23 protein-coding genes are annotated in these 22,689 nt (G+C 38.1%); 3 read left to right on the top strand and 20 right to left on the bottom strand.

Going from position 1 to position 22,689, the window contains the following annotated elements; genetic code table 11:
• From H7T98_RS03945 to glmS, 10 genes are all read right to left on the bottom strand, one after another.
• Positions 1-431: GNAT family N-acetyltransferase (locus H7T98_RS03945; protein ID WP_201061329.1), on the bottom strand; the 431-nt coding region annotated here is incomplete at its 3' end.
• Positions 432-714: 283 nt separating this feature from the next.
• On the bottom strand, positions 715-1,734 hold the full coding sequence (gene adhP, locus H7T98_RS03950; protein WP_037611373.1) for an alcohol dehydrogenase AdhP: 1,020 nt from the start codon (positions 1,732-1,734) through the stop codon (positions 715-717).
• 160 nt (positions 1,735-1,894) lie between these two features.
• Positions 1,895-2,176: a DUF5960 family protein gene (locus H7T98_RS03955; protein WP_201041628.1), complete on the bottom strand. Its 282-nt coding sequence runs from the start codon at positions 2,174-2,176 to the stop codon at positions 1,895-1,897.
• Positions 2,154-2,531, bottom strand: coding sequence for a hypothetical protein (locus H7T98_RS03960; protein WP_014634573.1), 378 nt, complete (start codon positions 2,529-2,531; stop codon positions 2,154-2,156). Before H7T98_RS03960 ends, H7T98_RS03955 begins: the two co-directional genes overlap by 23 nt.
• Positions 2,528-3,943 carry a Y-family DNA polymerase gene (locus H7T98_RS03965; protein WP_201061331.1) on the bottom strand — a complete coding sequence of 472 codons (1,416 nt, stop codon included), beginning with the start codon at positions 3,941-3,943 and terminating at the stop codon, positions 2,528-2,530. The genes H7T98_RS03960 and H7T98_RS03965 overlap by 4 nt, the downstream gene beginning before the upstream one ends.
• Positions 3,944-4,056: 113 nt before the next feature.
• Positions 4,057-4,908 (bottom strand): amino acid ABC transporter substrate-binding protein, encoded by an 852-nt coding sequence (locus H7T98_RS03970; protein WP_070476083.1) that lies wholly within the window; start codon positions 4,906-4,908, stop codon positions 4,057-4,059.
• A gap of 12 nt (positions 4,909-4,920) precedes the next feature.
• Positions 4,921-5,550 carry an amino acid ABC transporter ATP-binding protein gene (locus tag H7T98_RS03975; RefSeq protein WP_014634575.1) on the bottom strand — a complete coding sequence of 210 codons (630 nt, stop codon included), beginning with the start codon at positions 5,548-5,550 and terminating at the stop codon, positions 4,921-4,923.
• Between the two features lie 8 nt (positions 5,551-5,558).
• On the bottom strand, positions 5,559-6,200 hold the full coding sequence (locus H7T98_RS03980) for an amino acid ABC transporter permease (protein WP_014634576.1): 642 nt from the start codon (positions 6,198-6,200) through the stop codon (positions 5,559-5,561).
• Positions 6,201-6,400: 200 nt separating this feature from the next.
• Complete coding sequence (locus H7T98_RS03985) at positions 6,401-6,733, bottom strand: zinc ribbon domain-containing protein YjdM (protein WP_002891088.1); 333 nt, start codon at positions 6,731-6,733, stop codon at positions 6,401-6,403.
• Positions 6,734-6,850: 117 nt separating this feature from the next.
• Positions 6,851-8,614, bottom strand: a complete 1,764-nt coding sequence (gene glmS / locus H7T98_RS03990) for a glutamine--fructose-6-phosphate transaminase (isomerizing) (protein WP_201061333.1) — start codon at positions 8,612-8,614, stop codon at positions 6,851-6,853.
• 207 nt (positions 8,615-8,821) lie between these two features.
• Between glmS and H7T98_RS03995 the strand changes: the two genes are divergently transcribed.
• Positions 8,822-9,730 carry a LysR family transcriptional regulator gene (locus H7T98_RS03995; RefSeq protein WP_014634578.1) on the top strand — a complete coding sequence of 303 codons (909 nt, stop codon included), beginning with the start codon at positions 8,822-8,824 and terminating at the stop codon, positions 9,728-9,730.
• 93 nt (positions 9,731-9,823) lie between these two features.
• On the opposite strand, the gene H7T98_RS04000 is transcribed toward H7T98_RS03995, so the two are convergent.
• Complete coding sequence (locus H7T98_RS04000) at positions 9,824-10,537, bottom strand: glycoside hydrolase family 73 protein (protein WP_037603158.1); 714 nt, start codon at positions 10,535-10,537, stop codon at positions 9,824-9,826.
• Positions 10,538-10,709: 172 nt separating this feature from the next.
• On the opposite strand from H7T98_RS04000, the gene H7T98_RS04005 reads away from it, so the two are divergent.
• Positions 10,710-11,717, top strand: coding sequence for a YeiH family protein (locus H7T98_RS04005; RefSeq protein WP_037603156.1), 1,008 nt, complete (start codon positions 10,710-10,712; stop codon positions 11,715-11,717).
• 54 nt (positions 11,718-11,771) lie between these two features.
• Here H7T98_RS04005 and H7T98_RS04010 read toward each other — a convergent pair whose 3' ends face one another.
• From H7T98_RS04010 to H7T98_RS04020, 3 genes are all read right to left on the bottom strand, one after another.
• The gene (locus tag H7T98_RS04010; RefSeq protein ID WP_037603153.1) at positions 11,772-12,083 is read right to left on the bottom strand and encodes a hypothetical protein; all 312 of its coding nucleotides are present in this window, start codon (positions 12,081-12,083) and stop codon (positions 11,772-11,774) included.
• Between the two features lie 144 nt (positions 12,084-12,227).
• Positions 12,228-12,626, bottom strand: a complete 399-nt coding sequence (locus H7T98_RS04015) for a hypothetical protein (protein ID WP_004182418.1) — start codon at positions 12,624-12,626, stop codon at positions 12,228-12,230.
• A gap of 219 nt (positions 12,627-12,845) precedes the next feature.
• On the bottom strand, positions 12,846-14,390 hold the full coding sequence (locus H7T98_RS04020) for a zinc ABC transporter substrate-binding protein AdcA (RefSeq protein WP_148512531.1): 1,545 nt from the start codon (positions 14,388-14,390) through the stop codon (positions 12,846-12,848).
• A 157-nt stretch (positions 14,391-14,547) separates the two neighbouring features.
• Between H7T98_RS04020 and H7T98_RS04025 the strand changes: the two genes are divergently transcribed.
• Positions 14,548-15,369 (top strand): PrsW family intramembrane metalloprotease, encoded by an 822-nt coding sequence (locus H7T98_RS04025; RefSeq protein ID WP_201061335.1) that lies wholly within the window; start codon positions 14,548-14,550, stop codon positions 15,367-15,369.
• A gap of 55 nt (positions 15,370-15,424) precedes the next feature.
• Here H7T98_RS04025 and H7T98_RS04030 read toward each other — a convergent pair whose 3' ends face one another.
• The 6 genes from H7T98_RS04030 to H7T98_RS04055 all read right to left on the bottom strand — a co-directional run bounded on the left by H7T98_RS04030 (position 15,425) and on the right by H7T98_RS04055 (position 22,508).
• A complete protein-coding gene (locus H7T98_RS04030) occupies positions 15,425-16,822 on the bottom strand; it encodes a C69 family dipeptidase (RefSeq protein ID WP_201061338.1) in 1,398 nt (465 codons plus the stop codon).
• A gap of 17 nt (positions 16,823-16,839) precedes the next feature.
• Positions 16,840-17,751 (bottom strand): DNA-binding protein WhiA, encoded by a 912-nt coding sequence (gene whiA / locus H7T98_RS04035; RefSeq protein WP_175057614.1) that lies wholly within the window; start codon positions 17,749-17,751, stop codon positions 16,840-16,842.
• Positions 17,748-18,722 (bottom strand): YvcK family protein, encoded by a 975-nt coding sequence (locus H7T98_RS04040; protein ID WP_175057615.1) that lies wholly within the window; start codon positions 18,720-18,722, stop codon positions 17,748-17,750. The genes whiA and H7T98_RS04040 overlap by 4 nt, the downstream gene beginning before the upstream one ends.
• A complete protein-coding gene (gene rapZ / locus H7T98_RS04045) occupies positions 18,719-19,609 on the bottom strand; it encodes an RNase adapter RapZ (RefSeq protein ID WP_002891103.1) in 891 nt (296 codons plus the stop codon). The genes H7T98_RS04040 and rapZ overlap by 4 nt, the downstream gene beginning before the upstream one ends.
• The gene (locus H7T98_RS04050) at positions 19,590-20,360 is read right to left on the bottom strand and encodes a DUF1003 domain-containing protein (RefSeq protein WP_070476105.1); all 771 of its coding nucleotides are present in this window, start codon (positions 20,358-20,360) and stop codon (positions 19,590-19,592) included. The genes rapZ and H7T98_RS04050 overlap by 20 nt, the downstream gene beginning before the upstream one ends.
• A gap of 126 nt (positions 20,361-20,486) precedes the next feature.
• On the bottom strand, positions 20,487-22,508 hold the full coding sequence (locus H7T98_RS04055; protein ID WP_195520231.1) for a CAP domain-containing protein: 2,022 nt from the start codon (positions 22,506-22,508) through the stop codon (positions 20,487-20,489).
• Between the last annotated feature and the right edge of the window lie 181 nt (positions 22,509-22,689).

The following is a 22,689-nucleotide window of genomic DNA, read 5'->3' on the forward strand; positions in this document are numbered from 1 at the left end:
ATATAAATCAAAAGCTTAGCAATTTTAAATTTGGATGGAATGATTTTTATTAATTGTTTTAATCCCTGCTTTACAAAACCTTGATTTTCATATTTTTCTGATATCCAATATCCAATTTCAGCTTGATGTTTTTGTAAATCAATATTATGTATATCTATCATCCCTACTGGTGTCTGATTGACGCAAATTGTTAACATAAATAACTCATTACGCTCCATTTTTTCACGTGCATACTTTATAAACGCTCTTTCATTTTCAATACTTTTCATTTCTTCCACCCAAGGAAGCCACATAGCAAGACGTTCTCGTTCAATAGAAACAATCTCATATAACCCTTCACTATGGCTATCGGATATATATAAAAGTTGGCATCGTTTCCCACGTGATTTAAATTCTATGAATAGTTTCGAGTCCAAGTTGGTAGAATCCACTTCATACTCCTTGTTATAAATGATAATATTCTTTAACTCTTTATTTACGAAATCATTATATAACTTTTTTACTACTTTTCAAATAAATAAAATTTTGTCTATCTTTTTGAGGACAGAACACATTACAACAACAAATGAATTAAGGTAAAACTAAAAGGACCTAGTCCTATATAGTAGAGAACTAAATCCTTCACTTAAATTATTTGTCTAACTTTCTAATATCAGTTCAAGTTTACACCACTCGACTCTTCACATAGTCAGAGTAGCATAGATAGGTGTTTGCTTACTTAGTGAAATCCAATACTTTACGTCCTTGAATTTCACCTTTTTCCATTTGGTCAAAGACCTCTACCGCTGTATCAACAGGAACAGTTTCAACAACTGGCACTACCAAGCCTTGTGCACCGAAGTCGAAGGCTTCTTCCAAGTCCTTACGTGTACCTACAAGAGATCCAACAACACGGATACCATCTAGGACGGTTTTAACAATTGAAAGCTCCATGTATTCAGATGGTAGACCAACGGCAACAACTGTACCACCGGCACGTACACTATCGACAGCTTGATTGAAGGCAACTTTAGAAACAGCGGTTACAACAGCACTGTGTGTACCACCAGTTTTTTCTTGGATATAACCCGCTACATCTTCAACTTCTTTACCGTTCACAACTAAGTCAGCACCAGATTCTTTAGCCAAATCAAGTTTATCTTGGTTGATATCAACAGCCACTACTCGTGCATTGAAAACTTTCTTAGCATATTGAATAGCCAAATTACCTAGTCCTCCAGCACCATAAATAGCTACCCATTGACCAGGTTCAACTTTAGCTTCTTTAATAGCTTTATAGGTTGTAACTCCCGCACAAGTAATAGATGAAGCTTGAGCTGGATTAAGTCCTTCTGGAACTTTCACAGCATAGTCTGCAGTAACTAAAGCATAGTCACTCATACCACCGTCAACACTATAACCAGCATTTTTTACAGAACGGCAGAGTGTTTCGCGACCAGTCGTACAATATTCACAATGGCCACACCCTTCGAAGAACCAAGCAATTGATACACGGTCACCTTTTTTAAGTGTTTCAACACCTTCACCAACTTCTTCGACAATACCAATACCTTCGTGACCTAGTATACGACCTGGTACTTGACCAAAGTCTCCATGAGCTACGTGAAGGTCAGTATGGCAGACACCGCAATATTCAACTTTAACCAAAGCTTGACCATGACCAACTACAGATGGTTTTTCATGATCAACAACTTCAACACCTGTGCTTGCTTGATTAACAACAACTGCTCTCATTTTTATTACCTCCATATGATAACTTTTAACACCTTCATTATAGCACTTGCACAAGTGTTGTCAACGCTTACATAATATTTTTCTTAGATTTCGAAAAACTTCATAAAAATCCTGTTTTCAAGTCAAAAATACACTATTTCTTTGACTAAATTAATATCATTCAATCATTTCCAAGATACCTATACTGTCTTACGGGTATCTTGGAATCCAAAAGACTAACTTCAAAATGGAAATAATGATTGCGTCCATCTCTGGCATTCTCTTTATTTAATAGAAAATAATTCTTTTGACTGATAGCCATCTCCCTCATAATATCATCCGTCAAAAAGGTTAAGGGAATATCCATGGCAGAATAACGATAAAAGTCTTCTTCAAATTTTAAATAGCTATCAGAAAAATAATCAATTTGAAGTTTATCATCATAAATTTTTCTCTTCCTCATCTATGGTCTCAACCCCCAAACTAATTTCTAATATATCCTTTGTTCGAATACATTTATGTCGCTTGCAAGATTTTATAGTAACTTGATTAAAATCCAAGTCAACCACATAGCCACTACATCTACAGCGCCTACCTTGATCCTTTATCTGGAAACTTCCCAATAATTGACCTGAATAAAGCTGGTTTAATAAAGTAAACTTCTCTAAATCATCCAAATGACTCCTAAGATTTTCTTTAGTCTTATCTTCATGTAGGGAGCTTGTATGTTCTGATAAGAAAAAGCCCATCCACTTCATCATTCCCCTGTCTTGATGTTCCCTAGCTGATTGAAAGGGAAGGTAACTACGGTCTATCATTTTAAGCCATCTAATCCTCCAGCAGAGTGTCCACCAATAAGCTTACTTCGAGCAAGACTCCTAGACGCCTCCTGTAAAGCAGTTGCTTTTTGAATGGTCGTAAAGCCAAATTCCTGTCGAATACTGTCTATAGCTGCCTGAAGCCTTTCTTCTTTATCAATGTCATCTGGATTATCAAATAAAGAAAGAATTTGAAGCCTTTCATCTACAAAATTTGCATAAGAGACACTGACACTTCGAACAGTCCCTCCTTGATATTTCTTCCTAAAGAGTTCAATAACATGGCTTATTAGTACTCTTGTATTGTTAGCAGGTTCAATCTTCATCTGTGCTTGTAACGAACGCTTGCTCTCTAACTTTGAAAATCCAATGCTAATGGAAACTTGACAAGCTTTCTTATGGGCTCGTCTTAACCTAATGGCTACCTGCTCTGCCATCTCTCTTAGAATCAATTCAATATCAGCTTGACGCTCATAGTCTCGTGGCAAGATTTGAGAATTTCCTAAGCCATGTGACTTTGGTTTATAAGGTTGATGAACATTACTCTCATCAATACCGTTAGCATGAAAAAAGAGGTCTAAGCCCACAATACCTAACTCCTTTTTAAGAGTATCAGGATTGCTATTAGCAAGTTCTCGAATAGAGAAAATCCCCAACTTGTTTAAACGCTTCTCCATCCGCTTTCCAATTCCCCAGAAATCGGTCATATGGGGAATATTCCAAACCTTAGTCTCGACATCTTCATAGGACCAGTTGGCTCTCATCGTAGCCGTATGTTTGGCCTCATTATCAAGCGCTAACTTGGCCAATAAGGGATTGCTGTTAGACATCCCAACTGTCGAGTAAATACCTGTCTCCCTCCAAATATCTCTTTGAATACGCCCTGAAATCATATCTAACTTATCTTTTCTTGTAACTGTTCTATCGGGAATAAAGTAATTCAGTGACGACGTGAGATCAATGAAACCCTCATCAATGGAATAAGGAAGAATGTCTTCAACACTGGCATAATTCTGGAAAATGTGTTGAATTTGGATATTCTTTTTTATATAGAGGTCCATTCTAGGAGGAACGATAAAGGTAACCTTGGCCCAAGATTCGATGTAATTTACAAAATCTCTATCCGTTGGAAGTCCCTGCTTTTTGGCATTATAATAGTGAAACTTACGAGAATGAATGTCAAAAGGTAAGTCATAAGAACGACTAACATTTGACTTGCCAAAAACCTGCTTAAATATGGGGGAGGAGGCTAATATCAAACCATTAGCATTTTCAGCCCTGCTCATCACACATAGAGAAGTCTTAAGAGGGTGCAGCCCACGTTCAACACACTCTACACTCGCATAGAAAGATTTCATATCTACAAAAGCAATATCACTTTGCGGTTCTCTTGAATAATCAAAATATCCCATGCTCGCCCTTTCGTTAGTTTATAAACTAACATTAGTATAAAATATAACTTCTTATATTTCAAGTATTTTTCACAAAAAAATAACAACATCTCTTCTAGAATGTTGTTATCCTTCTATTTTTTCCCTTTAACTTGGTCGGTGGCAACATCTTCACCAAACCATTTGTCAGAAATCTTTTGGAATTCTCCATTTTTATAAAGGGTTCTAAATCCTTGATTGATTTTTTTAATCAATGTCTTATCTGCCTTACGAGCACCTACAGCAAAGCTTTCACCCTCGTAACCAGCAGGCATGACATTATACTGATTCAGAACTCCTGATTTTTCTAAGTAGTAATTAGCATACACACGGTCAATCAATAGACCGTCAATACGTCCACTATCAAGGTCAATCAAAGCTTGAGTAAAGGTTGAATATTGGACTGCTTTTTGGTTAGCAACGATATCCTTCAAAATTTTTGGAGAAGCATTGAAAGCATCATATCCAGATGAACCTGCTTGAGCACCCAAGGTCTTACCAGACATTCCTGAAACAGAATCAATACCTGATGACTTTTTGGTTACCAGCACTTGTTCATTGACCATATAAGGCTCTGTAAAGTCTGCAGACTGCTTACGCTCATCCGTGACTGAGTAACCATTCCAAATAAGGTCAATTGTCCCATTCTTCAGTTCAGTTTCCTTCATATCCCAGTCAATAGCCTGCCATTCGACATCAATACCGTACAATTTAAAAACTGCAGTGGCAAGATCAATATCAAAACCAACATAGCTACCATCCTTTTCCTCAAATCCCATAGGAACAAAGGTCGCATCAAAACCAATTTTGATTTTCTTTTCTTTGGTATAGGTTTGCCACTGGTCTTTCTGAGTTGCAAAATGTGAGCGCGAGCTACAAGCCGATAGCGCAAACAAAGGCAAGACGACAAGACAACCTAGCAAAATCGTTTTTACTATTTTTTTCATGGAAAATCCTCACTATTTTGGATTGATAGTGACAATCTCATCGGCGATATGTTGTGCAAACTGCATATCGTGAGTAATAACGATTTGCGTAATCCCAGTCTCACGATTCTGCAAAATCAATTTTTCAACTTCTTGACGCAACTCAGGGTCAAGAGCTGACGTTGGTTCATCATAGCCGACAATTTTCGGATCAATCATCATAGCACGCGCAAATGCAACACGTTGTTTTTGTCCCCCAGAAAGAGAGTAAGGATAAGCATTTCCGTGAGCTCCAAGACCTAAACGATCAAGTAGGGCTTGAGCTTTTTTCTGGGCATCTTCCTTAGACATTCCCATCGTCTTAATTGGTGAAAGCGTTAGATTGTCTAAGACTGTCAAGTGCGGAAACAGTTGGAAATCTTGGAAGACAAAACCTAGCAAGTTACGACTTTCCATCTGATCCAAAGGAATCTCTTCATTTTCATAAATAATTTGCCCTGAATCAATGGTTTCAAGTCCTGCTAGCATACGCAAGAGAGTCGTTTTACCACCACCAGATGGTCCGACAATAGCCAAGATTTTTCCTTCTTCTACTGTCAGATTATACTTATCAAAAATTTTGTGTTGACCAAATTGCTTGGAAATATTTTTTAATTCTAACATAAGGTCTCCTATTTATAATAGTTGAATTTCTTTTCGATGTTTTTCGAAGCCACAGTCACAACACCCACAAGGATAAGATAGATAGCTCCGGCCACAAACATCGGTGCTAAGGTCGCATCACGGTTCGCAGCGGTACGACTTTCCAAAAGAAGGTCTCCAACCCCAAGCACATAAACCAATGATGAATCCTTAACCAAGTTAATAATCTCGTTAAAGATACTTGGCAAGACAATCTTGACCACCTGAGGAAGGATAATGTAGCGGATGGTTTGGAAAGGACTAAGTTTAAGCATTTTTGCTGCTTCGTATTGTCCTTTCGGAATAGCCAAGATTCCACCACGGAAAATCTCTGCGAAATAAGCTGCATAATTAAGCGTAAAAGCAAGAATAGCAGCTGGCAGACGGTCAAAGACAATCCCAACACTTGGAAGAACGTAATAAACGAAGATCAATTGTAAAAGGAGAGGCGTTCCACGCATAATCCAAACGTAAAGGGTTAATAACCAATTTAAAGGTTTGAATTTAATCTGCATTAAGAAAGCAAGTACAATCCCTAATGGAATCGACAGTACGATAACAATGAAAAATACTTGAAGTGTGACTACCGCACCGTTCAAAAGGGCTGGTAATACTTCCAAAACGTATGACATATAAACTCCTATAATTATTTAGTATTATTGAATATTATACCAATTTTTTTGAAAAAATGATATAAGATTTTGAAAATAGTAAAAAGGAGTGCGACTAGACCCAATTTTCAAAATGAGTTCATAATCACACTCCTGGGAGACTTAAATAGTCTGTCCTGAGAAACAAACAATACTTAAGTCTAGCATCCCTAAAGCTTATTTTAGATTTTCTTAACAAATTCAGATTTAAGTTTCATAGCACCAAAACCATCAATCTTACAATCAATGTTATGGTCACCTTCAACCAAACGAATATTTTTAACACGTGTGCCTTGTTTAATATCTTTTGGCGCACCTTTCACTTTCAAATCTTTAATAACTGTAACAGTATCACCGTCAGCAAGACGTGTTCCATTGCTATCAAGAACCACAAGTCCTTCTTCTTCTGCAACTTCGTTTGGATCCCACTCATAGGCACATTCAGGACATACAAGCAAGATTCCATCTTCATAAACATACTCTGAGTTACATTTTGGACAATTTGGTAATGACATAATTCTCTCCTAAGATTGTGATATAGATATTATTCTACTTTAGATTCTCCAATTAAGCAAGGGTAAAAAGGATAAAAACAAACAACATCCCTTACACTGTAAGAGATGTTAGTATTTTTATTCAACAGTAACTGATTTAGCCAAGTTACGTGGTTTATCGACGTCAAGTCCACGATGAAGTGTTGCAAAGTAAGGGTGAACATTATTAAGAACGATGTCATCACCTTCTTTAGCAACATTTTCCTCAGCAATAGTCAACACTTTAGCACCACGAGCAGCTACCTCTTGAATATTACCACGAGTGTGGCTAGCAAGAACAGCGTCAGACAAGAGCGCAATAACAGGTGTACCATCTTCGATCAAAGCAATCGTTCCGTGTTTCAACTCACCTGCTGCAAAACCTTCACATTGGATATATGAGATTTCTTTCAATTTAAGACTGGCTTCCATAGCAACATAGTAATCTTGACCACGACCAATATAGAAAGCGTTACGTGTTTCTGCAAGAAGAGCTGCCACTTTCTCGTCAATGACTTCTTTTTCAGAGAGTGTTGATTCGATAGATTGTGCTACAAGTGACAATTCATGTACCAAGTCGAAAGCTTTAGCTTTTTCATTGCCATTAGCTTCACCGACTGCTTTAGCCAAGAAGGCAAGAGCCGCAATCTGAGCAGTGTAAGCTTTAGTAGAAGCTACGGCAATTTCTGGGCCAGCATGAAGAAGCATTGTATGGTCAGCTTCACGAGAAAGGGTAGATCCTGGAACGTTTGTCACTGTCAAACTTGGAATACCCAACTCGTTAGCTTTAACAAGAACCTGACGGCTATCTGCTGTTTCACCTGATTGGCTAATAAAGACAAAGAGAGGTTTCTTGCTAAGGAGTGGCATACCATAACCCCACTCAGAAGAAATACCAAGCTCAACTGGTGTATCTGTCAACTCTTCGAGCATCTTCTTAGAAGCAAAACCAGCATGATATGATGTTCCTGCCGCAAGGATATAGATACGATCAGCCTCTTGAACAGCCTTGATAATATCAGCATCTACAGTCACTTGTCCCTTGTCATCTGTGTAGGCTTGGATAAGCTTACGCATCACTGTTGGTTGCTCATCGATTTCTTTGAGCATGTAGTAAGGGTATGTGCCTTTACCAATATCAGAAAGGTCAAGTTCAGCTGTATAGCTATCACGTTCTTTAACAGTACCATCATAATCTTGAACTTCAACACTATCAGCTTTCACGATAACTAACTCTTGATCGTGAATTTCCATGTATTGATTAGTTTCGCGAATCATAGCCATGGCATCTGAGCAGACCATGTTATAGCCATCACCAAGACCAATCAAAAGTGGTGATTTGTTTTTTGCCACGTAAATTGTTGAGGCATCTTCAGAATCCATAAGAGCGAAGGCATATGATCCACGGATAATGTGAAGAGCTTTCTTGAATGCTTCAAGAGTTGACAAACCATCTTCTTCAACGAATTTTCCAATCAAGTGAACTGCAATTTCAGTATCAGTTTGGCCTTTGAAATGGTGACCAGAAAGGTATTCTTCCTTAATTTCAAGATAGTTTTCAATAACACCATTGTGAACCAAAACAAAACGTTCTGTTTCTGAGCGGTGTGGGTGAGCATTATCCTCTGTTGGTTTACCGTGAGTTGCCCAACGAGTATGTCCGATACCTGCTGTTCCTTCTACTCCTTCAGTTTTAGCAGCAAGTTCCGCAATACGGCCAACAGCCTTAACCAATTGACTAGATGCATCGCCAGCTACAAAGATACCAGCTGAATCATAACCACGGTATTCTAGCTTTTCAAGTCCTTGAATCAAGATATCAGTTGCATTTGTGTTACCTACAACACCAACAATTCCACACATATTTTTAATAATAACCTCTGATCAAAGAGGTCATGTCTCCTTCATTTAAAATTGGTATAGTCAATAAGCTCTTTAAAAAGCTTAACGAGGACAGTATATTCGATATATTTGACATTGTCAAGCATAAAAATTGGTATAGTCCTAAAAAGACCTTTTACTTGCCTCTTATCCTAAGGAATAATCCTTAAAATATGCTATAATAAGGCTATGCGAATTCAACAATTACATTATATTATCAAAATCGTCGAAACCGGCTCAATGAATGAAGCTGCAAAACAACTTTTCATTACGCAACCAAGTCTTTCAAATGCTGTTCGTGACTTGGAAAGAGAAATGGGAATTGATATCTTTATCCGTAACCCCAAGGGAATCACTTTAACCAAGGATGGAGTTGAATTTCTCTCTTATGCACGTCAGGTAGTGGAACAAACGAATCTCTTGGAAGAACGCTACAAGAGTCACACAGAAACACGTGAATTGTTTAGTGTTTCCTCTCAACACTACGCTTTTGTTGTCAATGCCTTCGTCTCACTTCTCAAGAGAGCTGATATGACACGTTACGAGCTCTTCTTACGCGAAACACGTACTTATGAAATCATTGAGGACGTTAAGAACTTCCGTTCAGAGATCGGCGTTCTCTTCCTTAACAGCTATAATCGAGATGTCTTAACTAAGATGTTTGATGACAACCGCCTCACATATACCAGTCTCTTCAAAGCTAGACCCCATATCTTTGTCAGCAAGTCAAACCCATTGGCTAAGCATGAAGTTGTCTCTTTGGAAGATTTAGAAGAATTTCCATACCTTAGCTATGATCAGGGGATTCATAATTCCTTCTACTATTCTGAAGAGATTCTCTCTCAGATTCCCCATAAAAAGTCTATCGTAGTTTCAGACCGAGCGACACTCTTCAACCTATTAATCGGCTTGGATGGTTACACCATTGCTACAGGTATTTTAAATAGTAATTTGAATGGTGATAATATTGTCTCTATCCCACTTGATATTGATGATGAAATTGATATTGTTTACTTGAAGCATGAAAAGGCAACCCTCTCTAAAATGGGGGAAAAATTCCTTGATAACCTCGTTAAAGAAGTCACTTTTGACAACTAATAGATGTTAGTCCCCAGCACATAATGTTGGGGACTTTTTATTGCCAAAACTATCCAATTCAAAGCACAAAAAAGAGCCTTTCGACTCTCATCATTATTTATAATTTTTATAGCTTGCCCAGGCCTCATCTATAGATAAGGTCTCAGCATCTGTGTATGAGCCTCTATAGCTGTTCCAAACAAGGCCACTTGTTGAACCAGTTGCTTGGGTAACTGGAGCTTGATCGTAGGCAGTCAAACCATAGTATGCAATAATGCTATTTAATTTAGAAGCGTAAAGACTATCTGTAGCATAAGTCCCTGTCAGTGCCTGAGTGGCATCTGCATAACTACTTGTATTTGATTTCCAAGTACCTGCATAAGTAGATGACGTCATCAAAGCAGCATAATCTGCTAGGGAATCACTCAGACTTCCATAAGAACGGAAAGGTTCATCAATCTCATAAGTCTTCCCTGTACCATCGTCTTCCCAAGTACGCATAGTAACGGAGTTTCCATTATAAGAGCCCTTAATCCCAAAGAAGTTGTAATAAGGAGCTTGACTCAAACCTGACTGACCTGAATTTGATTCCAGAATAGCTTGAGCAATTAGAACAGAAGCATAGATATTGTAATCTTGACCAATCTGTCTCGCAGTCTCTCCGATACTATCAATAAAAGCCGTCGTAGTTTGATTGTAGGCAGCTTCAGCTTTAGCATTAACACTGTTATCATTTTTTCTATCTGTTGTAAAAGCTAGAACCAAAAAGAGCGAACAAACAAAAGCTCCCACGATAAAAATCATATACTTCTTTAAATGACGATACATACAACCCTTCCTTCATAAAATTTTCAATTATAATATTTTAATACTATTCTATCAGAAATAACACTCCTTAGCAAGTTATAGGGATAGTTTCTCCTCAGAACTATCCCTAACAACACCTTTACATATCCTAAATAATAAGATACAATGTGGGTAATTTTTAAGGAGATGAAAAATGAAAATCAAATCATTCTTACCTGGTATAAGTATTGCAATACTTATTTCGCTTGTAGCCTGGACTCTTGGAGTCTTATTTCCTATTATTGGAGGACCTGTCATTGGTCTTTTCATTGGCCTCTTATTTGGCATTGTAGTGACAGACTCTGAAAAGCTCAAAACTGGGATGCAGTTTACATCAAAAAAAGTATTACAATACGCTGTTATTCTTCTTGGATTTGGACTAAATCTTTCTCAAGTCTTTAAGGTTGGCGTAACGTCACTTCCCATTATTCTACTGACTATTACTACGGCACTGCTTACTGCTTATGTCGTCCATCGTGTGTTCAAGCTAGATAGTGAAATTGCTACTTTAGTAGGTGTTGGTTCTTCTATTTGTGGGGGATCTGCTATTGCTGCAACTGCTCCTGTAATCAAGGCTAAAGATGAATCTATTGCAACAGCAATCTCGGTAATTTTCTTTTTTAACATCTTAGCGGCTTTAATCTTTCCTCACTTGGGATCTTGGTTGGGACTTAGTAATCAAGGCTTTGCCATATTTGCTGGAACAGCTGTCAACGATACTTCTTCTGTAACTGCTACAGCTAGTTCTTGGGATAGCTTACATGGAACATCTATCCTAGAGCAAGCAACAATTGTTAAATTGACTCGAACACTTGCTATCATCCCTATAACTCTTGGTCTATCTGTATGGCAGTCACGAAAGGATAATACAAAGGAAGCATTCTCGCTAAGCAAAGCAGTGCCTAACTTTATCCTTTGGTTCCTTTTGGCCTCACTGATTACAACTGTTGCAATGTCACTCGGTGTAACACCTGCCGTCTTTTCACCATTAAAAGACCTTTCAAAATTTATGATTATTATGGCAATGACAGCTATCGGTTTCCAAACAAATCTCAAAAAACTAATCACTAAAGGAGGCTCAGCACTTCTAGTGGGAGGAGTCTGTTGGTTATTAATTAGTCTTGCTTCTCTTCTCATGCAAAAGATATTAGGACTTTGGTAAAAGACATCTAAAAAACTCACAATCTGGCTAAGACTGTGAGTTTTTATTATAGAATCATTTTTTATACTCAAAGACATAGGTTTGGATAACCTTATCCCCATCGTTTGTTACTTTCAAATCTACATTGTAGCTCTTAGTTTCACCACTAATATCCTGAACCTTATAATCACCATCTTTTTTTACAGAAGAGGTGGTCTGTCCTGAATAATGCCTAACTTCAAGGCCTGAAGCTCCATCTAGAGAAAAAGGAATGAGCCCGTTTAAAGAATATAGCCCATACAAAATAAGACATAAAAAGCTCAGCGACACAAGGCTCACCAAATAATATTTAACAAAATCCCCCAATTTAAACCCCTGCTTACTCACTTAGTTATTATTTTCCTTTAACTTAACGTTATTTTTATTAGAGTATTTTCAAATTTTATTTTACACACATTTGGGTATTTTGTCAAATTATTTGATATTTAAAATAGAGCCTAATTTTTCTATATACTAAAAGCCGTTAGTCATCTAACGGCAATTTTTTATTTCTGAAATAACGTATTCAAGACGGCTATAGAGACCAAGTAATAAGTCGTAACTTCGATTTTCATTTTCTTTCAAAACAGTGAAAACTGTTGTACTATAGGTAAATTCAAAGAAGTCATCTAATTCCTTGAGCCAGTCATCAATAACCCCTAAATTTTGATCAATGATTGCAAACAAACTTGGCTGATACCAGATTGTACCTTCGATATAAAGGTTTTTGTCAGATAATTTAGATAGGGATACTTTCAAGTCAGCAAGCTCTCTTTTAGCAAGATTTGGTTCAATCTTTAAATCAAAAAGCAAGCGTGCATCATGATTTAGAATATCGAGTTCTGCTTGAAGCAGTTGAATATAATGTATCGCTACTAAATACTGGTTCATGGGTCTCTCCTGATCATCTGAAAATCGTACTATTATTGTACCACTAAAGAATGAAAAAATGTAGTAATTATTTAATTTTTTACAGGATTTTTTTAGAAAAAATACGATGCTTTAAATTTCTGTTTAAAACTAATGACACTAGAAATTTTCTAAGAGTTTAAGAAATGAAAGATTTTTTTAAAAAAGAAAAAACACTCACGAATGAGTGCATTTCTAGTATTAATGGCTAACCATTTCTTGTGCAATTTCAAAGCCACTAAGTTTTCCAGGATAGTAAGTTGGCCAATTATCCATTTCTTTTAGAATCTCATCTTGGCTACTATTTCCAAAGAAAATATGGAAATGTGCTGAAGTTGTTGGATCTATTTGATGATCTGAAAATTGGACATACTGGTAAGGGTTATCTGCTGCTTGACTATCAGTTGCTGTAAAGAGATAACGAACACCTTTTTTACCAGAAGCATAGGTTAGAATCTTATAACCATCATAACGATAAGTGTGTGTCACACTACTTCCATCATTCTTTATGAAAGTCATGGTCATCTTTTTACCATCAATGGCAATTTTAGAAACATCTGTTTGATAGCCCTTAGTGTAGTATTCTTTGTACTCTTGTGCAGTTTTATCTTTATTTAATAGAGATTTGTATTCAAATACTTGATCTAAAGTACCATCTTGAAGATAAGGATAAACCGATTGCCACTCACCAGACCAATCCGAAAGTTCTCTATCTTTAACATCTTTGTCATCGAAGTAACCATTTTGAACCGTTTTCTTGTCATCACTTCCCGTTTCAGGTTGAATAGCTTTACCTTCAACGTCCGTTGTTAAACGAAGATTTTTTAGGTTCTCAGTCATAACACTGATATAGTCTTCACCTTTTTTCAACTGTTCCTTAGTTAGTGATTCAATTGGATTTAAAACTGCTGTCTTAACTCCTACTTCGTTAGCTAAGGTTTTAGCAACACTACTTGAAGCATTTTCCTCAAAATAGATATAGTTAATATCATATTCTTTGACATACTTAGAAAGGCTAGCGATACGTTTTGCAGAAGGGTCGGACTCAGCTGAAACACCTAAAATTGGTACCTGTGTCAAACCGTAATCTAAGGCAAGGTAGGCAAAAGCTGCGTGCTGAGTAACAAAACTTTTCTGTTTTGCTTGACTAAAGGCTTCAGTATACTCCTTATCCAAAGTCTTTAATTTTTTAAGGTATTTCTCGGCATTGGTTGTAAAGACTGCTTTTTTATCTGGATGCTGAGCAATCAAACCGTCTCTAATAGTTTCAACTAATTTTTGAGAACGTTTAGGTGAGAGCCAAACATGGGGATCATATTCGTGGTGATGTTCTTCTCCACCATGATCATGATCTTCTTCCTCTGTTCCAGGTAAAAGAACCATGCCTTGACTTGCCTTAATGACTTTTGTATTTTTTGTGTTGATAGACTTTTCAACTTTTGGAACCCAGGTTTCCATATTTTCATTTAGGTAGACAAAAGTGTCTGCTTTTTCAATGTCAGCGACATTCTTAGTAGATGGTTGGAAATCGTGGGCTTCACTTCCAGCAGGAATGAGATAAGACACCTCTCCCTCATCTCCTACAACCTGCTTGGTAAATTCATAAACAGGGTAAAAGCTCGTCACAACTTTCAAATCACCATTTCCTTTTGAACCGTGGTGACTAGTCGTATAATAAATACCTGCACCAGCAGCTAAAACAACTGCTGCTAATCCTGCTAGGCCAAAAATGCGTTTCTTTTTCATGATATTCCTTTCAAAATACTTAACCAGTTAATAGTTTACTGGTTAAGTATATCACACTTCATTTATTTTGCAAGTCCTAAAATAAAAAAAATGAAATATTTCGACGAGAAAGAATTATTTGATATACTGGAAATATCATTTGGAAAGTAGGTTATACATGTTTCGAAAATTAATCCTATATCTTTTTTTATTGCTTTCAGCCATAGGCCTGACTTATGATACGCAATCATACACTTCAGGCGCTTTGTCTGGTTCGGCATACGGTATTATTGGACTATCAACACTGATTGCCTTATGTTATATCGTACCAGGAATATTTCTGATTCTGTACTTAGGCAAGAGATGGCAGGTGAAACCACTTGTTCTCATATTTGCTCTAATTGGTGGAGTCTTTATTACAGGATGGATAGCTGGTTATGCCAATACCATTTCTCACGACTGGGTGACTGCTCATCTTTCTTCAAAGAGTTTCTTCTACCGCTTTGAGGATGCCCTTATGGCCCCCCTAGTTGAAGAACCCCTCAAACTAGCTGCTTTTCTCTTTGCTATCTATATGGTGCCAACAAAAAGTTACAAGGGGCTCTTGCTTGTCGCTATTACGGCAGGTCTTGGCTTCCAGATTAGTGAAGATTTCTCCTATATTCTTTCAGATTTGCCTGATGGTTTTTCTTATACGGTTTCAGGGATTCTTGGTCGAACTATTGGTGCTGTATCGTCTCACTGGCTTTACACGTCCTTCCTTGCTATAGGGCTAGTCCTTATATGGCGTTCACGTCAAAAACTCATTAATTCCAAGTACAGTCTTATTGGTATTCTTTATGCTTGCGGTGCTTTTGCGGCACACTTTGCTTGGAATTCACCTCTTCGAAATTTAGAAAGCGATTTGCCATGGGCATCAGGCCTTCTCATTTCAGTCAATCTTTTCTTTTTCATTACACTTTATCAGATTCTCTCGAAACTAGATGAAGAAAACAAGTAATGTTTAGAATACTAAAAAACCTTTCCAATTTTATGGAAAGGCTTTTTTGATGACTTTAATCACTCATAGAAAAACGATTGGTCATCAAGTTACTTGCATCATCTAAGACTTTTGCCAATAGTTTATCTGTTTCTGACTGAATCTTATCACTAATTTTTTGATTTTCTGCTTCAAAATCAATACTTTCATCATTAGCCAAAGCGGTATCAACATGATTAATCATGGCATGGCCAAGAGCCATAGTTGTTTCTACATAGGCATCTAAATCAGCTTCATGCTGTTGGAAATGAGGATCACAGATAGCAGCAATCAAGCGATTACTCCAGTAGAAATTACCTGTATCTACTTTATCAGTTGTTTGACGGAAATAAGCAGGTGTTGTTCCGACCTGAGTCCAGAATGGCACCATTGTACCGAATGGCATTGATCCATAGGCTAACCACTGAATACCAGTTGTTTCTGATGGTTTGTTAGGACGCATTTGCAAGAGAGCTGTTTGACTAGTACGGTTAATACCGATTGGACGGAATTGGCGTTGACTTACCGCATCTCCTTGAGGTCCATAAGGGTCATAAGGTGTATCTTGGTAATGAAGACTCAAAACGTATTGAACATCTTCAACTGTAATTTTACGGTATGGTTTTTGGCACCATGGAATAAAGAATGATTTTGGATCATAGTCTTTTTCTGGGTTCAAAAATTTCTGCATAGCCCAGGCACGTGGTGTATTATAATGACGATCCTTATCTCGTTGGCTACCAAAAGCATAACGTGGATTAAAGTGTTCATTAGAATAAGTCAAATCCAAGTGATGTTTATTAATAAAATCTCGAATGTCTGGTGAGGCTAAATAGTCGTCTGGATTTTCAAACTCATAGTGATCGATGCCAAGTTGGTTTGGGTTAGTGACATAGGCATCATCTGGAACACGTCTTGCAATCCAATGGTGACCACCAATGGTCTCTAGCCACCAAATTTCTTCAGTATCTGAGAAAGCAATACCATTAGATTCGTAAGTTCCGTAAGTTTCAAGAAGTTGCCCCAAACGAAGGACACCTTCACGCGCCGTCTTGATATATGGCAAGACCAAAGTCAACATATCCTCTTCTCCAAAACCATCTTTAACAAGAGGATCAGCGCCGAGAACACGCGCATTAGTCGTGATTGTTTCTGTTGCACTCATGGCAACATTAGCTGAGTTAATACCAGCTTCACCCCAAATACCGTCTTTCCCAAGCGCATCTGGGACAGAAGTATAACGTAGAGGATTATCTGGCAAATCAATTGAAAAATTGCTAAGCACAGACTGGTAATGACGTGGTTGGTCTTCTGGGGTCACGACGAGAAATTCTTTGGGCGTAAAAACGCCTGATTGAGAATCCTCAGTACGTGCAATCATGGTAGAGCCGTCATATGAGGCTTTCTTACCTACTAAAATCGTTGTACAAGCCATAAAAGCTTCCTTTCTACTTACAAATCGTCCGCAATCTTATTGATTTTTCTGAGACGATGGTTAACACCACTCTTGGTCAGAGGAGGTTCTATACTATCTGCAATCTGCTGGATAGAGTAATCTGGGTTGGCAATACGAAGTTGGGCAATTTGGCGCAGCTCCACCGGTAAAATCTCCAAGCCAACCGTATCCATAATCTTGATAATATTATTAATTGTTTTCATGCTAGCACTAATCGTTCTAGCAATATTGGCTGTTTCCGCATTATTGGCACGATTCAGATCATTTCTGGTTTCTCGCATAATTTTGACCTCTTCGAAGGTATCCTTAGAGTTCATTGCGCCGATAACAAGGAGAAAATCCATAATGTCCTCAGCTTTTTGAAGATAGGTCACAAACCCATTTTTATGACTCAAAACCTTAGCATCGAGCATAAATTTTTTCATGAGAGAAGCTAAGTCTTCTGCGTGGTCTTGGTAAACGGAAAAAATTTCTAATTGATAACGACCCTTTTCAGGATCACGTACCGTTCCGGTTGCCAAAAAAGCGCCTCGTAAATAGGATCTTCCAGCTTCGTCATCTTCCATTACTGATGTTTCAATGCCTGTTTCAAAGCCAAAGAAAGAATCCGCCAATTGTAAATCGGACAAAATATCATTGACATGGTCAGCAACAAAAACCGTGTAAACACGATTTTTCTTGAGATTGGTCTTGTTGTGATGTCTCAATTCAGGATTACTTTGATAACGACTTTCCATTAATTGGTAGATATGTCGCGCAATCTTTGCATTTTCTGTTGGGATGGAAAGAGTCAATCCTTGATTGGTCAATCCAACCGAACCGGACATCTTAATCAATGCTGACAATTCAGCCTTGTCTTTGCTTGAAGCAGCAATTATCTCTTCTTTAACCTTAATCGTGAAACTCATGACTTGTTCCTCACTAGGTGCATGAGCTCATCCACTACCAAATCACCATGGTGGAAGGCACCACCATTTTCAAGTCGCAGAAAATTAGAAGACACAACTGTTTTTGCTTCACGACGTAAGCCCTCAAAATCATGCTCAACCTGAACAAGGTATTCATCAAATTTATTACTAGCCATGTATTCCTTAGGCACTTTCTTGATGTTAACTAAGACATTGTCAATCACATCGGAGCCAAGATGACGATTAAGAACAGCCACATGGTCGGCATCTGAGAATTGCTCCGTTTCTCCGTACTGAGTCATAATATTACAAATGTAAGTCACATCAGCCTTGGTCTCGATAAGAGCCTGACGAATCTCTGGTATCACAAGGTTGGGCAAAATCGACGTATAAAGAGATCCAGGACCTAAAACAATCATATCACTATTCATAATAGCATCAACAACCTTACGACTGGCCTTAGGCTCTTCATCATTATAGGTATTGGTCACATAAACGCGTTCAATCATGCCATCGTACTGGGCAATACTACTCTCCCCTACTACTTCATGACCATCCTGAAAAACGGCATGAAGCGTCAAGGCTGTCTCACTAGCTGGATAAATCTTTCCTGTAACGTGGAAGAACTTCGTCAGAAGCTGCATGGCATTATAGGTAGATCCCTGCATTTCTGAAATTCCAGCGATGATTAGGTTTCCGAGTGGATGACCAGCCAAAGCACCATCGGTTTTATCAAAACGATATTGGAAAACTCTTTCATAAAGTTTAGGCATATCACTCATAGCTACCAAAACATTACGCAAATCCCCTGGAGGTGTCAGTTGCATGATATCACGCAAATCTCCCGAAGAACCGCCATCATCAGCTACAGTTACCACAGCAGTGATATCAACATCCTTATGACGCAAACTACGAAGAATGACTGGGATACCAGTTCCCCCACCTATTACTGTAATTCTTGGTTTTTTCATGAACGATTCACTGTCTCCTTACGTCGATCCTTATCACGATGAGTTTCATTGACTGTCCAATCATTTTTTAGGTCTTGGGCCAGACGATGTGCAAAGGCTACACTACGGTGTTGACCACCTGTACAGCCAACAGCAATGGTAAGAACAGACTTACCTTCTTTCTTGTAGCCAGGCAAGATTGGTTTGATAAGCTGTGTCAAATGATTGTAAAACTCTTCTGATTCCTTATGGTTCATGACGTAATCAAAAACCTCTTTATCCAAACCTGTGAGGTTGCGAAGTGCAGGATCATAATAAGGGTTTGGCAAGAAACGGACATCAAAAACCAGGTCTGCATCCAATGGCAATCCATATTTAAAACCAAAACTCAAAACTTCAATACGGAAAGAAGATTGGTCTTGTTCAGATGAGAACTGTTCAGAAATAGCCTTACGCAGTTGGCGTGGAGTCAATTCTGTCGTATCTACCACGTTTTGACTCAAACTCTTAAGCGGTGACAAAAGCTCACGCTCTAACTTGATGCCATCCAAAACACGGCCATCTGCCGCTAATGGGTGGCTACGACGTGTCTCTTTATAACGAGAAACCAATTCACCATCCGTGGCATCCAAGAATAGAATCTTGAAATTAAGTTCCTCATTACTTTCCAATTTATCCAGAATATCGTTGATCTCATCGAAGAACAAGCGACTACGCATATCAACGACAAGAGCAATCTTATCTGTCTCTTCACTATGTTTTACCAATTCGATAACCTTAGGTACCAAAGAGGGTGGCATATTATCAATGGTGAAGTATCCAATATCCTCAAAAGATTGAATTGCTACAGTCTTACCTGCACCACTCATCCCTGTTACAACAACTAAATTAATTTTTTTCGTTCCCATGAGACTCCCTTTCTAGTCTTTCTTCTTTCAAGGCACGAATATCGTCTGACATCTTCTCAACTTGTTGGCTAACCCCCATAATCATTTCTGTCTGCAATTTTTGAATTGTCAGAAGATCTGATTGGTCTTGTTGAACCAAGTGGTCAATTTTTTCATGCAAAAGTCGGATTTCTTCCTTAGACTGGGTATTGACGTGATAGTCGTTACGCGCTTGTAAACGGTCGTAATCCGATGCTCGATTCTGACTCATCATAATCAATGGTGCCTGAACGGCCGCTAGAGTAGACAAGGCCAGATTCAACAGAATAAATGGATATTTATCAAAGGCAATTCCAAAGGGTTGAACAACATTCAGCCCCATCCAAATAGCCATAAAAGCAACAAATGACAAGATAAAAGTCCAAGATCCACCAAACCGGGCCACTTCATCCGCTACTTTTTGGCCAAAAGTAATTCTACTATCCAATTGTTCCTGGATATCCTGATCCTCGTACAACAAACTTTTGGTGACATCGTGAACAGTTTCCCGAACGTGTTCGTTTTTCTCATTAGCATTAGAAATAACTTCATCAAGAAAAACTAACCTATAGTCTAAAAGGCTGATATTACTAATAAAATCATTTCCTCGTAAATCAGGGTAATCTTTTTTCAAAAGCACCTGCAAACGACTATTTAGACGTTCGAAATAGGAGCCATCGGTTTCATCGAACCACTCTTTTGAGATATAATCCTGAACTCTCTTAACCTGCATATTTTCGCCTTCTTTCTAGGCTCTATTATACCATATTGAAAGCTTAAACGTTCAATAGATAAAGGAAAAGAGTCCAAGACTAACCTCAGACTCCTCCATTGTTGGGACAATTAATTTAAACTCTTCTTATTGGTAATTTAAAGTCCAGTAGTAAGTACCGTCACCAGCGACAACACAAGCTACTGCTGCTTGAGTAGCATCTGGACTCATGAGAAGTTCACGAATACCACTACTCAACCATTTATTGGCTACAACTGAACCATCAGATTCACGACGATAAACAATACCATCACTGCTGTAAGTGTGTGAAATATCTTTGGCATGTGGAAGGGTTGTGCTATTGTATAGATCATCAGACCATGTAAGTGCTGGTAAACCAGCTGATGTACGTTGCGCATTGATTTCATTAAAGGCAGCCTTAGCTGAGTCCACTTCAACGTAATCAGAGTTTTCAGTTGGTTCTACATGATAAACAAATTTAACATAACCAAATTCAACATCACTATATTTTTTGTCGTCAACACCGCTCTTGAGATTAGCTGTAATAACATAGTCACGTGCCCAAGCACTGCCTTTAGAAGCGTTGAAGTTGTCAACATCTTCAATTTCCCAAGTTACATTACAATCCCAGCCAGCATTATCTAAGAATTTTGGAGCAAAATTCTTAATAACATAATCTTTGAATTCATCCACATTTTGGAATGGCAAAGCTTCACCTGCTTTACCAGTACCAACAACATTTTCAGAATACAATTTAACACTTGATGCGTTGTCATCGTACATGTATTCATCGTTTCCTGCTGGTTTATGGAAGTCTGGGTCAAGCTCAGGGTCATCATTGGCAGTACCATTGTAGAGTTTCCACTTACCATCAACCCATTTGTAGTAACCATCGATACCGCGAGCATTTTCTTCATCAGTCATAGCCACACGGTAGTAATAGGTACCGTTGTCATCTACAAATCGTGGATCTGAGTACATGCGATAATCTGTTGGTGGCAATGTTGGTTTTGGCAACTTATCATAGTCAATGTTTGTTTCAGGCGCATATGGTGGTTTTTCAAGTTCAGGAGCTTCAGAACTTGTTTCTGATGTTGAACCTGTCTCTGAAGTTGCTGCTGAAGAAGATTCAGACGTTACAGCAGAGCTTGAGTTACCAGTCGATACTGCTTCTGAAGTTGAATCTACTGTTGAAGCCCCTTCTGAGCTACCCACTGAGGTTGAATCTACTGTTGAAGCTCCTTCTGAGCTACCCACTGAAGTTGAATCTACTGTTGAGGCTCCTTCTGAGCTACCCACTGAGGTTGAATCTACTGTTGAGGCTCCTTCTGAGCTACCCGCTGAAGTTGAATCTACTGTTGAAGCCCCTTCTGAGCTACCCACTGAGGTTGAATCTATTGTTGAGGCCCCTTCTGAACTTGCAGATGAAGTTGAGGCAACGGTTGAGGCCGCTTCTGAACTTGCAGATGAAGTTGAACCTACGGTTGATGGTGCTTCTGGGCTTGCTAATGACGTTGAATCTACAGTTGAAGTTGTTGGAGCTTCAGAATCTGTGCTTGAAGCCTTAACAAGTACCCACTTACCATTTGAATAATAGTAATAATCGCCATTATCTTTCAAATAATAGTGAGTACCATTTTCATAACGGTAGTGAGGGTCATTTCTCAAAACCTCATAACCTGTCGTTGGTGTATTGTTAGAACCACTATTGTTGTTATTATAGTCACCACCACGAACCCAACGACCGTTATAGTTAACATAGTAGCTACCATCACTCAAGATGTAGTACAAATAGCCATTGCTATAGCGGTAAGTACCTGATTCGTTGTAGTTGTTGTAACCAGGATTATAGTTGTTATAGCCATAATCATAGTTATAATTATAGCCATAGTTATAGTTTGGATAGTAATTATTGTAACCGTAGTTATAGCCATAATTGTAATTATAGCCTGGATAATAGCCATTGTATCCGTAGTTATAACCATAGTTTGGATAATAGTTGTTATACCATGGATTATAAGAATAGTTATTATAGTAACCTCGGCCATAATAACTATCGGCCTGTGCACGATTATTACCAACAACCGTTGGTGCTAGTATGGCTGCCCCCAGAACAGCACACGAAATTAAACGTAAACTTTTTCTCATTGTTTTCGTCCCCTTTTTTAAAAACAAATATACCTTTTATAAGCAATCGCTTACATTTCTATTTACACCTTAATTGTAAGAAATAAAACTTCTATTGTCAAATTATTTTAATAATAGAAGTTTCTAAGAACAGACCAATGAAAAACTAACAATACCCTTACTTTTCATTGTAGAAAATAAT

Source organism: Streptococcus sp. 23.2 (assembly GCF_016648665.1).
Lineage (GTDB): Bacteria > Bacillota > Bacilli > Lactobacillales > Streptococcaceae > Streptococcus > Streptococcus salivarius_E.